Below are 14,058 nucleotides of genomic sequence, written 5' to 3' on the forward strand. Positions count from 1 at the left end.
TCTGGGTGAGGGATTCGAACGGTGACGGGAGGGATCAGTTGCTAAGGGAGAGAACGAGATCGGTGAACTCGCGGACCGACGGCACCACGTGGGTGGGATTCGCGGTGCGCAGTTGCTGCTCGTCGTGCGCGCCGGTGAGGGTGCCCGCCACGATGGCGGCGCCGGCACGCAGGCCGCTGGTGACGTCGTTGGCGGTGTCGCCCAGCACCGCAACCTCTTTCACGTCGTCGATGCCGAGACGCATGAGGGCGGTGAGGATCAGGTCCGGGTAGGGGCGCCCGCGTCCCGCCTCGGCGGGGGAGAGGGTGAGGTCCGCCAGCGTCTGCCAGCCCAGCGCGGCGAGGAGCTTGTCCTGCGTGGTGCGACTGAATCCGGTGGTCAGTGCCACCTTGACACCAGCATCACGCAGCGCCGTGATCGACTCGGCGGCATCGGGAATCGCGGTGGCGCCGCCCTCGTCGACGAGGCGGTCGTACTCGGCCTCGAACGCGCGGTTCGCGGCCTGGGCCCGGTCCTCGTCGCCGAACAGCGCGCGGAACACGACGATCTTGGACTGACCCATCGTGTCGAGCACGTACTGCCGGGCGGCGCCGGCCTCGGGGCCGGTCGCGGGCAGCCCGGCCGCGGCGCCGGCCGCGTCGAACGCGTGCAGGACGAGGCCGTCGTCGGCGACGGTGGTGCCGGCCATGTCGAGGACGGCGAGCTTGATGGTGGTCACGGTGGCTCCTGTGGGGTTCGGGGCTCAGAGGCCCAGCTGGTCGGCGGTCTGTTCGGCGAGGGCGGGGCCCAGGGTCATGCCGCGTCCGCCCGGCCCGGCGACCACCCACACGCCGTCGGCCGGCTCTGCGCGGTGCACCAGTTGCTGCGGGTCCAGGCACTGGCTGTACACCCCGGCCCAGCGCTTGACGATCGGCGGCAGGTCCCGGCCGAGCAGTTCCTCGACCACGCTGGTCAGGTGCCGGTACGGGGCCTCGTCGACGTCGAAGTCGAACGGCTCGTCGTACTCGTGGGTGTCGCCGATGGTCAGGCCGCCGTGCAGGCGCTGCACGCACAGCAACTGCATCCGGTGCTCGGCGGCGGTGGGCTCCTGCGGTTGGGCGTCGCGCAGGGCGTCGAGGGCCGACCCTGCGAAGGCAGGGTAGTAGCGCATGCTGTCGCCGTCGGCGATCGCGGTGGTGAGCGCCTCGCCGAGCGGTGCGGTCTGCATCATCTGCAGGCGCACCCGGCGCAGCGGCAGGTCGCCGGCGAGATCGCGGGCCAGGCCGCCGAGCGTCGCGCCAGGGCACACGATGACCAGGTCGGCGTCGAACGTGCGCTCGTGGTCGTCGCGGATGCGGACGCCGGTCGCGGTGGAGGTGATCTCGCGGGCCTCGGTGCCGGCGTGGAAGGCGTAGCGGCCCGACGCCTCCAGATGACGGCGGACGGCGGGCAGTGCGACGCGGGACTCCACGGCACCGTCCCGGGTGCAGTGCAGGCCGGCGAGGAACTTGCCCCGCAACGCAGGATTGACGGCGCGGACCGCGTCGGGCTCGAGCAGTGTGAAGCCGCGGACGTCGGCGTCGTCGCGGGCCGCCATGTCCTCGGCGACCGCGACTTCCTCGGGGGTGCGCAGCAGTGTCATCGAGCCCGCGGCGCGGAAGCCGATCCCGGGGACGCGGCGGGCCAGGTCGGCCCACAGTTCACGGGAGCGCAGCGACGCGTCCAGTTCGTGTTCGGCCCGACCGGACACCCACACCAATCCGAAGTTGCGCACGGTGGCACCGCGCGCCTCGAGTTCGCGTTCGAGATGGATGACGTCGTGTCCTCGACGGATCGCCTCGTCGGCGTGTGCCGTTCCGAGGATTCCTCCGCCCACAATTGCAATTCGCATGGGACACAGCATGCGCATTGGTCTAGACCATCTGGGGGATGTTCGGGAAACGTCGGATGAACAATTGGTATAGACCGTATTTGTGTAGTCTGCAGGCATGAACGACAACACGATCGTGCTCGAAGAGACTGCCGCGCTGATGGATTCGTTGCGTGGGATCTTCGACGGGGAAGCGGTCGACGAACTCGCCCACGCGCTGCAGGCGGCGGGCCACGCCATCGCCGACGGGGCCGACGACGAACTGGTACTGGCCTGCGCGCTGCACGATCTGGCACGCAGCCCGCTCGTCGGCGTCGAGGCCGCGACCGCGCACGACCGGTTCGCCCGGGAGTGGCTCACCCCGCGCTTCGGTGAGCGGGTGGGCTGGCTGGCCGGCGCACACGTCGCGGCCAAGCGGTTCCTGGTGGCCACCGAGCCGGGCTACGCGGACGGGCTGTCCGCGGAATCCGTCGCGACCCTGGGGCTGCAGGGGGGTCCGGCGGTGGAGGAGGCATGGACCTCGCACCCGTGGTGGCCGGATGCGGTGCGGTTGCGCCGGTACGACGATCGCGCGAAAGTGCCGGGCGCGCAATCCCCGTCGATCGACGACGTCGTGGTGGCACGACGCGTGCGCGACGGGCTGGGGGTGTCCCGATGACCGCCGAGAGCCTGCCCAAGCACTACCTGGTTCGGACGCATGTCGAGGATCTGCTCGCCGACCTGTCCGAGGGCGATTCCGTCCCCGCCGAGCGGGAACTCGCCGCGCGGTGCGCCGTCTCGCGCGAGACGGTGCGGCAGGCGCTGCACGAGTTGCTCGTGGCGGGCCGCATCGAACGCCGCGGTCGGGGGACCGTCGTCGCGCGACCCAAGCTCGTCCAACCGCTCTCGCTCGGTTCCTACACCGAGGGTGCGCTCAGTCAGGGCCGGGAGCCGGGGCGTTTCCTGGTGCGGTGGGAGGAGATCGACGCTCACGCGAAGCTCGCTGACATCCTGGAGATCGCAGTCGGTGAACCGGTGATCCACCTCGAACGTGTGCTCCTCGCGGACGGTGAGCGCATCGGTCTCGAGAGCACGTACCTGCCGCAGCGGCGGTTTCCGGATCTGCACGACACGTTCGATCCCGAGACGTCGCTGTATGCCGCGATCCGGGCGCGGGACATCGTGTTCACCACGGCGACCGAACGCATCGAGACCGCGCTGCCGACGCCGCGGGAGGCGGCGCTGGTGGAATCGAGCACCGCGATGCCGATGCTGAAACTGCACCGCGTCTCCCGCGACGCCGACGGTGTGCCGATCGAGCGCGTCCGGTCCCTCTACCGCGGGGACCGGATGGCGTTCGTCACCGAACTGCGCTGATCACGAAGCCAGGATCCGGGCCTTCTCGGCGGCGAACTCGGCGTCCGTGAGCACGCCCTGGTCCCGGAGTTCACCGAGTTGTTTCAGGGCGGCGATCCGGTCGGGGCCTCCGGCGGGCGGTGGGGCAGGCGGCGGGGGAGGTGGTGGCGCCTGGGGTGCCGCATATTGCGGGGCCGGCTGTTCGGCCGCCCACCGCTGGCCCTGGCGTCGGGACACTCGATTCGAGACCGCCGTCGCGGTTCCGGCCACTGCGGCGGTACGTGCGATTCCGCGGAGAAGTCCGGGCATGGTGTGCTCCTTGATCGTCAGCTGGCGGTGTCGAGCGACTCGAGGTTCTCCAGAATCGTCTGGAGGGGGATGCGCCCCGTGGCCACGAGCTGTGCGCCGCTGTGGCGCAGTGCTGCCGCGAAGGGGGCAGCCCAGCGGTTCTCGTACACGAGAACCGCTGCGGAACAGCCTGGTTCGAGGATGGCGGCGGCTTCCTCGAGGTCGGTCTCCTTCAGCAGATCCGACGACGCCTCCGCGAACAGCGTCACGTCGATCTCACCTTCGAAGCCGACGTCGTCGATCTCGATGCCCGACAGCGATCCGTCGGCCTCCTTGCGGACGAACGCGAGGTCGAGCACGCGGATGATGCCGCGCTCGACGAGCCCGCGGAGGATCGGTAGTGCGGAGCCGTCGGGTTGCCGATCGGCAGGAAACTCCACGACGAGATAGTCGATGGGCCCGAGATCGTCGAGTTCGGTGTCGTTCACTGCGGAGCCTCTCTTTTCGGAAAACAGGTGGACCGCTCGGTCGACGTGAAGTACCTCCCCGTCCCCGTTCGCCCAACAATCGTCTGGGTCTGCGCGGCCCGGGGTCAAGCTCGAAACGGCATCGAAGTCAGTGCAATTCGAGGCGAACGAGGCGAGTGTCTCGAACACCCCCGACCGGACAAGAATCGCTCGGCGGTCGTGTCGAATTCCGCAACGAGCGACCCCTGCGGGGAGAGAGAATGGGGTGCGCGGCCCGGTCGGGCCGGCACCCAAGGGATGGCCATGTCGCGAGGACGTGTCCGTCGCGCGACGTACTGAGGGCCGTGGATGTCGTGAGCAAGAAGGCTGGGGCCGGGAAGCCCGGCAAGCGCGCGGGGCCGCCCGGTGGGCGCACCCCCGACGCCGGTGAGCTGACGGAGACCGGCACCGTCGCATCTGCGGCGCCGATGAAGAACAAGGACTACCGCCGGGAGCTCAAACCCCTCCACGCCGAGCTGGTGGCGATGCAGGAATGGGTCAAGGCGTCCGGCGCGAAGGTGTGCATCGTGTTCGAGGGCCGCGACACGGCCGGCAAGGGCGGCGTCATCAAGGCGATCACCGAGCGGGTCTCACCCCGGGTGTTCCGGGTGGTAGCCCTACCGGCGCCGACCGATCGTGAGAAGTCGCAGATGTATGTTCAGCGATACATGCCGCACCTGCCCGCGGCCGGCGAGGTCGTCATCTTCGATCGCAGTTGGTACAACCGCGCGGGCATCGAGCGCGTCCTCGGCCTGTGCACCGAGGACCAGGCGCGGCAGTTCCTCCAGATCATTCCGACCGTGGAACGCGCGATCGTCGAGTCCGGCGTCATCCTGCTGAAGTACTGGCTGGAGGTTGGTCAGGACCAACAGACGCTCCGTCTGCAGAGTCGCATCGACGACCCGCGAAAGATCTGGAAGCTGTCCCGGATGGACCTGGAGTCGTACAGCCACTGGTTCGATTACTCGCGGGCCAGGGACGAGATGTTCCGGTTCACCGACACCGGCTGGGCGCCGTGGTACGTCGCGCTCAACGACGACAAGAGACGCGGACGCCTCAATGTGATCAGCCACCTGCTGAGTCAGGTTCCCTACGAGCCGCTGGAGCATCACGACGTCTCCTTGCCCGAACAGCAGAGCGCCGAGGGCTACCGACCGCCCACCCAGCCGCTGCACTGGATTCCGACGCCGTTCTGACATCCCCGAGTCACCGGGCAAGGAGGAGGCGCGATGGCCACCGAACACCCCGTGCCCGATCGGGCGCAGGCCCCCACGGACGGGGAGCCCCGATCGGATTGGCACATCCGTGACGCCGACGCCGTCGTGTCGGCCCTGGGCTCCGACCGTCGTGCCGGACTGACGACCGCCGAGACCGATGCGCGGCGCGGGCGGTACGGCGTCAACGAGATCGCCTCCGAGCCCGCCCCGTCGATCTGGGCCGTGGCTCTGCTGCAGCTGAAGGATCCGATGAACCTGATGCTGGTGGCGGTGGTGATCGTCAGTCTGATCATCGGGGAGATCCCGACCGCGCTCGTGGTGGTGGCGCTGGTCGTCCTCAACATCGTGCTGGGCACGCAGCAGGAACTGAAAGCGCGAGCCAGCGTCGACGCCCTCGCCAGGATGCAGATTCCACAGGCGCGGGTCATCCGAGACGGCACGCTGATCCAGCTGCCCGCACCGGATCTCGTCCCCGGCGACATCGTCGAACTCGAGGCCGGTGACCTTGTCCCGGCGGACGGCCGACTGCTGCGCTCGGCCACCCTGGAAACCCAGGAGGCGGCGCTGACGGGGGAGAGCGCGCCCGTCGCGAAGGATCCGCAGACACTCGATGCCGTGGATGTCCCACTCGGCGATCGCAGCAACATCCTGTTCCAGAACACCTCCGTCACCCGTGGCACCGCGACGATGGTCGTGACGGAGACCGGCATGCGGACCGAGATGGGTCGGATCGCGTCGATGCTGTCGGCGATCGCTCCCGTCAAGTCTCCGCTGCAGCGAGAACTCGATTCGCTGACCAAGGTGCTCGGCATCATCGCGTGGGTTGCGGTGGCGATCATCGTCGTCATCGGACTGCTGCGTGGACAGGACCTCACCACGGTCATGTTGCTCGGCATCTCGATGGGGGTGTCCGCGATCCCGACCGGTCTGCCGACGTTCGTGCAGGCCATGCTGGCGTACGGCGCTCGCCGGCTGGCCGATGCGAAGGCGGTCGTCAAGAACCTCAGCGATGTCGAAACCCTCGGCGCCACAAGCGCGATCAACTCCGACAAGACCGGCACTCTGACGATGAACCAGATGACGGTCCGGTCGCTGTACTTCCACTGCCGGTGGTTCACGGTGGACGGCGAGGGCTACAGCAAGTCCGGGACTGTCGCGCACGTCGCGGGGGAGCCGGTTCCGGACTTCACGCTGCTGGCGTACGGGCTGTGTCTCGACAGCGATGCCACCGTCACCGACAGCGGGGAGGTGGTCGGCGATCCGACCGAGGCCGCGCTGGTCGTCCTCGCGGCCAAGCTGGGGGTCGACGCCCCGAGCACCCGGCGCACGTATCCGCGGGTGGCGGAGGTTCCGTTCGATTCCGCGTACAAGTTCATGTCGACGTTCCACCATCTACCGGTCGACGGCGACACCCGGTTCGTCGAGCTCGTCAAGGGCGGACCGGACGTGGTTCTCGCGCGGTGCGGGTCCGCCTTCCGGCCGGGTCGGGAACTGGTTCCCCTCGACGACGTCCGCGACGAGATCACGGCTGCCAACCGCGTGATGTCCGAAAAGGGCCTTCGTGTCCTGGCTTTCGCCGCCCGCATCCTCGACGGCCAGGAACGAGCGGTGGCCGACGATCCGATGGCGTTCGTCGAGGACCTCGTCTTCGTCGGCATGGTGGGCATCATCGACCCGCTGCGACCGGAGGCGATCGATGCCGTCCGCACAGCGCACACCGCGGGCATCGACGTCCGCATGATCACCGGCGACCACGCGGTGACCGCGTCCGCGATCGGCGCCGAACTCGGACTCGGGCCCGGGGCGATCGGCGGCGCCGAACTCCAGGCCATGACCGATGAGGAACTTGCGGCCGCGCTGCCGGAGCTCCACGTCTTCGGCCGCGTCACACCGCAGGACAAGCTCCGTCTCGCGGGCGTCATGCAACAGGGCGGCGCGATCGTCGCGATGACCGGTGACGCGGTCAACGACGCCGCCGCGCTGAAGAAGGCCGACATCGGTGTCGCGATGGGGTCGGGCAGCGAGGTGACCAAACAGGCCGGCAAGCTCATCCTCACCGACGACAACTTCGGGACCCTGGTCACCGCGATCCGTCTGGGCCGCAGCATCTACGACAAGATCGTGTCGTACATCCGCTACCAGATGTCCAAGCTGTTCTCCCTGGTGCTGCTGTTCCTGGTGGCCAGCGTGTTCGGGATCAACGACGGCGTCGCACTCACTCCGCTGATGGTGCTGTTCCAGCACTTCTTCATCACGCTGTTCCCGGTGATCGTCATCATGCAGGACCCGCCACCACCCAATCTGATGGACAAGCCGCCCCGGGACCCGGGCCGGCCGATCGCCAACAAGCGGTCGTTCGTGCAGTGGTTCGCGTACGGTGCTCTCCAATTCGCGGTCACCCTGGCGGCGATGCTCCTGGCCCCCGGATCGATGAGCCCGACCGAACCGAACGTCCCGATGACGATGGCGTTCGTCGTGCTGTCCTTCGGTTCCATTCTCGCCGGGCTGGTTCTGCGGCGTGATCCCGACTCCGGTCTCACCGCACCGATTCTCGGCGCGATCAAGATCCTGTCGATTCCGACCGTCGTGACGGTGCTCGCAGTCGAACTCGGCTTCCTCCAGGACCTTCTCACCACCACGACGCTGACCGGCGGCCAGTGGCTCGCGTGTCTCGGGTGGTCGCTGATCGTCCCGGTCGTGATCGAGGCGGAGAAGGCGCTGCGGCGCCGTCGCCGACGGAGGTCGGCGCCGCCCGCACCGATTCCCGCGGCGGAGGTGGTCGCGCCGCAGCGCGCACATCTGCGTTGATCCGCTTCTCGCGCCCGCCGACCGATAGCCGCGAATCCCCGTGCCGGCAGCGGGTGTGGGGGCGATAATTCGAGGATGCCCTGGAGGGAGAGCCTCGGACGGCTACCCGGGGTGGCGACGGCCCGGGAGTACCAGCGCGGCTGGTTGCGCACCGACGTCACGGCCGGCCTCGTCCTCACCGCGCTGCTGATCCCGGCCGGCATGGGCTATGCGGAGGCCGCCGGACTCCCCGCGTACGCCGGGCTGTACGCGACGATCGTGCCGCTGCTCGCCTACGCCGTTGTGGGCCCGTCGAAAATCCTTGTGCTCGGTCCTGATTCGTCGCTGGCGCCGTTGATCGCCGCGGCGGTGCTGCCGCTGGCGGCCGTCGGTGACCCGGAGAGCGCACTCGCCCTCGCCGGGGTACTCGCCATCCTGGTCGGGGCGATCCTCATCATCGGTGGGTTCCTGCGTCTGGGCTTCGTGACCGAGCTGCTCTCGAAGCCCATCCGGCTCGGCTATCTGAACGCGATTGCGCTGATCGTCGTGGTCGGACAGTTGCCGAAACTGCTCGGTTTCTCCGTCGACGCGTCCGGCCTGCTGGGCGAGATCGCCGCCATCGGCACGTCGATTCTCGCGGGCGACAGCACCCCGGTCGCCGCCGCGGTGGGTATCGGTTCGTTCGCCGTCATCATGGCCTTCCGTCTGTGGCTGCCCCGCGTTCCCGGTGTCCTCGTCGCCGTCGTGGGATCGATCGCGCTCTCCGCGGCGATCGGACTCGACGAGGAGATCGGGATGGTCGGTGCGCTGCCCAAGGGGCTGCCGCTTCCGCAGTTCGGCGGCGTCGACTGGCAGGACACACTGGCACTGATCGGTCCGGCCGCCGGCATCGCGCTCATCGCCTTCGCCGACACCGGCGTGCTGTCCCGGACGTTCGCGGCCCGCCGCGGTGAGGAAGTGAACGGCAGCACGGAGATGAAGGCGATCGGGGCGGCCAACGTGGCGAGCGGCCTGTTCGGCGGATTCCCGATCTCGGCCAGCGGTTCCCGGACCCCGGTGGCCGAGCAGAGCGGTGCGCACACGCAATTGGCGGGGGCGGTCGGAGCGGTGGCGGTGTTGGTGTTCGTGCTCGTCGCCCCCGGGATCACCGCCTACCTGCCCGACGCCACCCTGGCAGCGGTGGTGATCGTCGCGGCGTCGGCGTTGATCGATGTGCGCGGGATGATCTCGATGTGGCACATGAGTCGGGTGGAGACCGGTCTCGCCGTCGCCGCGTTCCTCGGTGTCGCACTCGTGGGAGTGCTCCAGGGCATCCTGGTCGCGATCGGGCTGTCGTTCGTCGCGGTCGTCGCGCGGGCGTGGCAGCCGTACCGCACGGAATTGGTCGAGACGTCCGGGACCGGATTCCACGATGTCGCCCGGCATCCGGAAGGGCACCGCATCCCCGGTCTGGTGCTGGTCCGGTTCGATGCGCCACTGTTCTTCGCGAACGGCGGTATCTTCGACGACTACGTGCGGTCGGTCGTGGCGCGGGCGCAGACCCCGGTCGAATGGGTGGTGATCGCCGCCGAACCGATCACCGGTCTGGACACCACGGCCGTCGACGAACTCGTCGATCTCGACCGCTATCTCGAAGGTCGAGGCATTCGGTTGGCCTTCGCCGAGATGAAGGGGCCGATCAAGGACCGCCTCGTCCAGTTCGGTGTCGGCGATCGGTTCGATGCCACCCACTTCTACCCCACACTCGACGCCGCGGTCGCCGATTTTCACCGGCGTGCACATCCGCGCGGAGGCACCTGACGCCGCGATGGAGCCGGAATCGGGAAACCGCCGCGGGCGCACCGAGGAGCGGCGGACAATATCTTCATCGCACCCGATGGTCGGGCCTCGACCCGCGCGGCAGGACGGTTCACCATGCCGGACACCGACAGACAGCAACCTGGAGAGGCGACGCTCAGCCGGGCCGAGCGCGCCGAGCGTGGTCTGGCTGCCAGGCGCGCGACTCCGTTCTCGGCCCTCGCCGAATGCACGACGGGCGCTCGGCGCGATCCGATCGGCCTGCTCGAGCAGCAGTCCGCGGCCCGCATCCCGGACCTCGTCCGGGTGCGGTACGGGCGCATGGCGAGCGGTCCGTTCGCCTTCTACCGTGGCTCCGCGCTGATCATGGCCGACGACCTGTCGAGCGCGCCCCGGACGGGACTGACTGTGCAGTTGTGCGGGGACGCGCACCTGAGCAACTTCGGGATCTTCGCCACCCCCGAACGGATGCAGGCGTTCGATATCAACGACTTCGACGAGACGTACCCGGGACCGTTCGAGTGGGACGTCAAGCGGCTCGTCGCGAGCCTCGCGGTGGCGGGCCGGGAGCGGGGGCTCGGCGGCAAGCAACGGACCAAGGTCGTCCGCGCGTGCGCCGCGGAGTACCGCGAAACCATGCTGCAGCAGGCGGAGCGGGGAAATCTCGCGGTCTGGTATTCGCACATCGAGCCCTCCGCCGAACTGGTCGCGCTCCGCGACGAACTCGACACCTCCTCGAAGAAGAACATGCGCAGAACGCTCGAGAAGTCGTGGCACCGGGACAGCGTCCACGCGCTGGCCAAACTGACCACGGAGGTGGACGGCCGCCGGCGGATCGTCAGCACGCCGCCGCTGATCGTGCCGATCGAGGAGGTCTTCGCCCAGGCGGACGCCCAGTCCCTCTTCGAGGAGCTGCGTGGACGGCTGGACGACTATCGGGAGACGTTGCAGGACAACCGGCGGGTGCTGCTGCGACAGTTCGAGTTCGTCCAGGCGGCCCGCAAGGTGGTCGGCGTGGGCAGCGTGGGAACCCAGGCGTGGATCCTGTTGCTGCAGGGCGTCGACGGTGACCCGCTGTTCCTGCAGGCGAAGGAGGCGCGGCCGTCGGTGCTCGCGAACTACGTGGACGGTCCGTCGTTCACGAACCAGGGGGAGCGCGTCGTGGCGGGACAGCGGTTGATGCAGGCCGCGAGCGACATCTTCCTCGGATGGCAGCGGGGGGCGGACCCGGACGGGGTGGTCCGGGACTTCTACGTGCGTCAACTGCGCGACGGCAAGGGCTCGGCGGTGGTCGAAGCGATGACGCCGTCGGGGATGGAACTGTACGGGCGGCTGTGCGGACGGGTACTGGCCTACGGCCACGCCCGCTCCGGGGACCGGATCGCGATCGCCGCCTACCTCGACGCCGGAAGCGAATTCGACAAGGCCGTCACCGAGTTCGCCGAGTCGTACGCCGACCGGAACGCCCGCGACCACGCGGTCCTGCTCGAGGCCATCGACGAACGCCGTATCGCCGCACAGTTCGGGGTATGACCAAAGTGCGCGGCGCAGTGTCCGATACCGATGAGGACTGAGATGGGCAACGAGAACACGGACACCCGGCCGCGGGTTCGCCGATGGTGGGCCCGAGCCGCATTCGTGGCGGCATTCGGTGCGGCCGCAGCGCCGATCGCGTTCGCAGGGTTGTTCGGCACCGCCGCCGTGCTGGCGGTGGGCACCGGCGGCGTCGCGGCGACAGTGGCGGCGTCGTACTGGTTTCTCACCAGTCACGGCGTGCTACGCGCGATCTCGTCGGTCCTGGTGGTGCTCGCGCCGATCGTCGTACTCGTCCTATTGCTCCGTGCCGATCTGCTGTGGGCGGTGGTGCTCTCGTGCGTGCTGCTGCTCGCGGCCGTCCTGTGCGCCCGCGCCGCGCTGGGGGAGCCCGAGAAGAACGCGATGCCCGAGTACACCGCCCCTGCCCCACGTCGGCCGTTCCTCCTGATGAATCCGCGCTCGGGCGGCGGCAAGGTGGCGAAGTTCGGTCTGCAGCGCAAGGCCGAAGACCTCGGGGCCGAGGTGATTCTGCTCGACGGACCGGAGAACGCCGACGTCGCCGCACTGGCGCGGCGGGCCGTCGAACGCGGCGCGGATCTGCTCGGTGTCGCCGGCGGCGACGGCACACAGGCCCTGGTGGCCGCCGTCGCGGCAGAGCACGACCTGCCGTTCCTGGTGATCAGTGCCGGAACCCGCAACCACTTCGCGCTGGATCTCGGGCTGGACCGAGACGACCCTGCCACGTGCCTCGATGCGCTGGCCGACGGCGTCGAGGTGCGTGTCGATCTCGGATGGATGAACGGGCACCCGTTCGTCAACAACGCCTCGTTCGGGGTGTACGCGGAATTGGTGCAGAGCCCGGCCTACCGCGACGACAAGACGGGAACCGTGCTGGAGATGCTGCCCGAGCTGCTCGACAGCCATCGGGGCTACCTGCTGACGGTGGAGATCGGCGACGTCACGGTCGGCGGTCCACAGGCGGTCCTGGTGAGCAACGGCCCGTACCGCACCGGTGATCTCGTGGGTATGGGACGGCGAGAGCGCCTGGACGACGGTGTCCTGGGCGTGGTGACGATGTCGGTGAACAGTGCCCGGGAAGCCGTCGGTCTGCTGCAGGGCGCTCATGCGCGGGGGGTGAGCACGGCCCGCGCGGCCGAGGTCGTCGTCGACGCCGATCAGTCGGTGATACCGGTGGGCGTCGACGGAGAATCCCGGATGGTCCGCACCCCGGTTGTGTGCACCATCGCGCCCGCGGTGCTGCGGGTGCGTCTGCCGCGGCACCGGCCGGGTGCGCTTCCGAAGAAGCCGGGAATCGAACTGGCGCGCCTGTACCGGCTGACGGGCTGGCCGACCGGGTTCTCCCAGCGGAATCGGGTCCCGCGAGGGTGACCCCTTCCGGCGGGCGCCGGTGGAACCCGGGGCTATCGACCGACGAGTTCGAGCGCCAGCCGTACGTAGAGGTTCACTTCCTCCACGGCGTACAGGATGACGATCTCGGGACTGTCGCCGTGGTCGCTTCGCGCCACCAGGGTGATGCGGGGCGGCTCGGCGTCGGCGTGAAGCGCGAGATCGCTCCGCCGGCTTCGGCTCATGCGCTCGAATGCCTCGGCCCACTCGGGGCTGATGTCGCCGCCGAGTTCGGCGTCGACACGGACGGTGTCGCCCGACACGGTCGAGACGACGTTGCTGACCTTGACCGGAGCCCACCGACGTTCGGTGGCCCGCGACTGCTGGCCCATTGCCACCCTCACTTCTGATCAGGTTGACCCGTCACCATACCCAAACTGGGGACAAACGCATCTCCGCCGAAATCGACCCCAAAACTGGAACGCGTTCTACTCTGGGCCTCTCGGTACATCATCGCGAGGGGGAGACATGACGATCGACGTGAGCTACGAGGGCACCAAACGGGAGTTGGTGACGGACGAGGGGGTTCTCCGCTACCACGTGGCCGGCGCCGAGGATGCGCCGCCGCTGCTCCTGCTGCACGGCTCCGGGCCGGGTGTGTCGGGATGGCGCAACTACCGCGGCAACCTCGGGGTCTTCGCCGAGCACTACCGCTGCCACATCCTGGAGTTTCCCGGGTTCGGCGTGAGCGACCCCACCGAGGGACACCCGGTTCTCGCGGCCGGGTCGGCGGTCACCCGCTTCATGGACGCCCTCGGGATCGCGTCCGCGGCGATGGTCGGCAACTCGATGGGTGGGATCGTCGCCGTCAATCTCGCGATCCACTCCCCGGCCCGGGTGAGCAGGCTGATCACGATCGGCGGGGTGGGCCCACACATCCTCAGCCCCGATCCCAGCGAGGGTCGACGGTTGCTGCACGACTTCGTCGCCGACCCGTCGAAGGAGAATCTGGCCCGCTGGCTGCGGGCCATGGTCCACGACTCCGGGGTCGTCACCGAGCAATTGATCGAGGAGCGATGGGAGGCGGCGCGTGACCCGCAGTCGCTCGAGGCCGCGCGGGTCATGTACGGCGCGGAATCCTTTGCGCTGCAGCAGCAGTCCCTGCTCCAGTCCGGACGGCCGCCGTACTGGGCGATGATGCACAAGGTGTCGTGTCCCACGATGCTGACGTGGGGCCTCGACGACCGGATGAGTCCTCCCGACATGGGGATGGCGTCGATGCGCCTCATCCCGGACGCCGAGTTGCGGGTCTTTCCCAAGTGTGGGCACTGGGTGATGATCGAGGCGAAGACGGCGTTCGAGCGCTCCGTGCTCGAGTTCCTGCAGCGCTGATCCT

Annotated in this window: 13 protein-coding genes; 8 read left to right on the forward strand and 5 right to left on the reverse strand. The window is 68.9% G+C overall.

Annotated features, from left to right (window positions below; genetic code table 11):
* Window positions 1-34: 34 nt before the first annotated feature.
* Both HUN07_RS10635 and HUN07_RS10640 read right to left on the reverse strand, forming a co-directional pair.
* Window positions 35-718, reverse strand: coding sequence for a phosphonatase-like hydrolase (locus HUN07_RS10635; RefSeq protein ID WP_174909603.1), 684 nt, complete (start codon window positions 716-718; stop codon window positions 35-37).
* 24 nt (window positions 719-742) lie between these two features.
* On the reverse strand, window positions 743-1,870 hold the full coding sequence (locus HUN07_RS10640; RefSeq protein WP_174909605.1) for a TIGR03364 family FAD-dependent oxidoreductase: 1,128 nt from the start codon (window positions 1,868-1,870) through the stop codon (window positions 743-745).
* Window positions 1,871-1,967: 97 nt separating this feature from the next.
* Here HUN07_RS10640 and HUN07_RS10645 point away from each other — a divergent pair, with 97 nt between their 5' ends.
* Both HUN07_RS10645 and HUN07_RS10650 read left to right on the forward strand, forming a co-directional pair.
* Entirely contained in the window at window positions 1,968-2,507 is a 540-nt protein-coding gene (locus HUN07_RS10645) for an HD family phosphohydrolase (RefSeq protein WP_174909607.1), read from the forward strand.
* A complete protein-coding gene (locus HUN07_RS10650) occupies window positions 2,504-3,205 on the forward strand; it encodes a GntR family transcriptional regulator (RefSeq protein WP_114719603.1) in 702 nt (233 codons plus the stop codon). The genes HUN07_RS10645 and HUN07_RS10650 overlap by 4 nt, the downstream gene beginning before the upstream one ends.
* Here the strand turns inward: HUN07_RS10650 and HUN07_RS10655 are convergent, their stop codons facing one another.
* Together HUN07_RS10655 and HUN07_RS10660 are read right to left on the reverse strand one after the other, a co-directional pair.
* Window positions 3,206-3,493 (reverse strand): SHOCT domain-containing protein, encoded by a 288-nt coding sequence (locus HUN07_RS10655; RefSeq protein WP_114719605.1) that lies wholly within the window; start codon window positions 3,491-3,493, stop codon window positions 3,206-3,208.
* A gap of 17 nt (window positions 3,494-3,510) precedes the next feature.
* Window positions 3,511-3,960, reverse strand: coding sequence for a DUF6325 family protein (locus HUN07_RS10660; protein WP_174909609.1), 450 nt, complete (start codon window positions 3,958-3,960; stop codon window positions 3,511-3,513).
* Window positions 3,961-4,370: 410 nt separating this feature from the next.
* Here HUN07_RS10660 and ppk2 point away from each other — a divergent pair, with 410 nt between their 5' ends.
* The 5 genes from ppk2 to HUN07_RS10685 all read left to right on the forward strand — a co-directional run bounded on the left by ppk2 (window position 4,371) and on the right by HUN07_RS10685 (window position 12,704).
* Complete coding sequence (gene ppk2, locus HUN07_RS10665; protein WP_254622974.1) at window positions 4,371-5,174, forward strand: polyphosphate kinase 2; 804 nt, start codon at window positions 4,371-4,373, stop codon at window positions 5,172-5,174.
* Between the two features lie 33 nt (window positions 5,175-5,207).
* Window positions 5,208-8,003 (forward strand): cation-translocating P-type ATPase, encoded by a 2,796-nt coding sequence (locus HUN07_RS10670; RefSeq protein WP_174909611.1) that lies wholly within the window; start codon window positions 5,208-5,210, stop codon window positions 8,001-8,003.
* A gap of 75 nt (window positions 8,004-8,078) precedes the next feature.
* On the forward strand, window positions 8,079-9,782 hold the full coding sequence (locus tag HUN07_RS10675; RefSeq protein ID WP_174909612.1) for a SulP family inorganic anion transporter: 1,704 nt from the start codon (window positions 8,079-8,081) through the stop codon (window positions 9,780-9,782).
* A 114-nt stretch (window positions 9,783-9,896) separates the two neighbouring features.
* Entirely contained in the window at window positions 9,897-11,312 is a 1,416-nt protein-coding gene (locus HUN07_RS10680; protein ID WP_174909614.1) for a DUF2252 domain-containing protein, read from the forward strand.
* 42 nt (window positions 11,313-11,354) lie between these two features.
* A complete protein-coding gene (locus HUN07_RS10685) occupies window positions 11,355-12,704 on the forward strand; it encodes a diacylglycerol/lipid kinase family protein (RefSeq protein ID WP_174909616.1) in 1,350 nt (449 codons plus the stop codon).
* Window positions 12,705-12,736: 32 nt separating this feature from the next.
* Here the strand turns inward: HUN07_RS10685 and HUN07_RS10690 are convergent, their stop codons facing one another.
* The gene (locus tag HUN07_RS10690; protein ID WP_254622890.1) at window positions 12,737-13,066 is read right to left on the reverse strand and encodes a hypothetical protein; all 330 of its coding nucleotides are present in this window, start codon (window positions 13,064-13,066) and stop codon (window positions 12,737-12,739) included.
* Between the two features lie 130 nt (window positions 13,067-13,196).
* Here HUN07_RS10690 and HUN07_RS10695 point away from each other — a divergent pair, with 130 nt between their 5' ends.
* Complete coding sequence (locus HUN07_RS10695; protein WP_174914620.1) at window positions 13,197-14,054, forward strand: alpha/beta fold hydrolase; 858 nt, start codon at window positions 13,197-13,199, stop codon at window positions 14,052-14,054.
* Window positions 14,055-14,058: the final 4 nt, after the last annotated feature.

This window comes from Rhodococcus sp. W8901 (assembly GCF_013348805.1).
Classification (GTDB): Bacteria; Actinomycetota; Actinomycetes; order Mycobacteriales; family Mycobacteriaceae; genus Prescottella.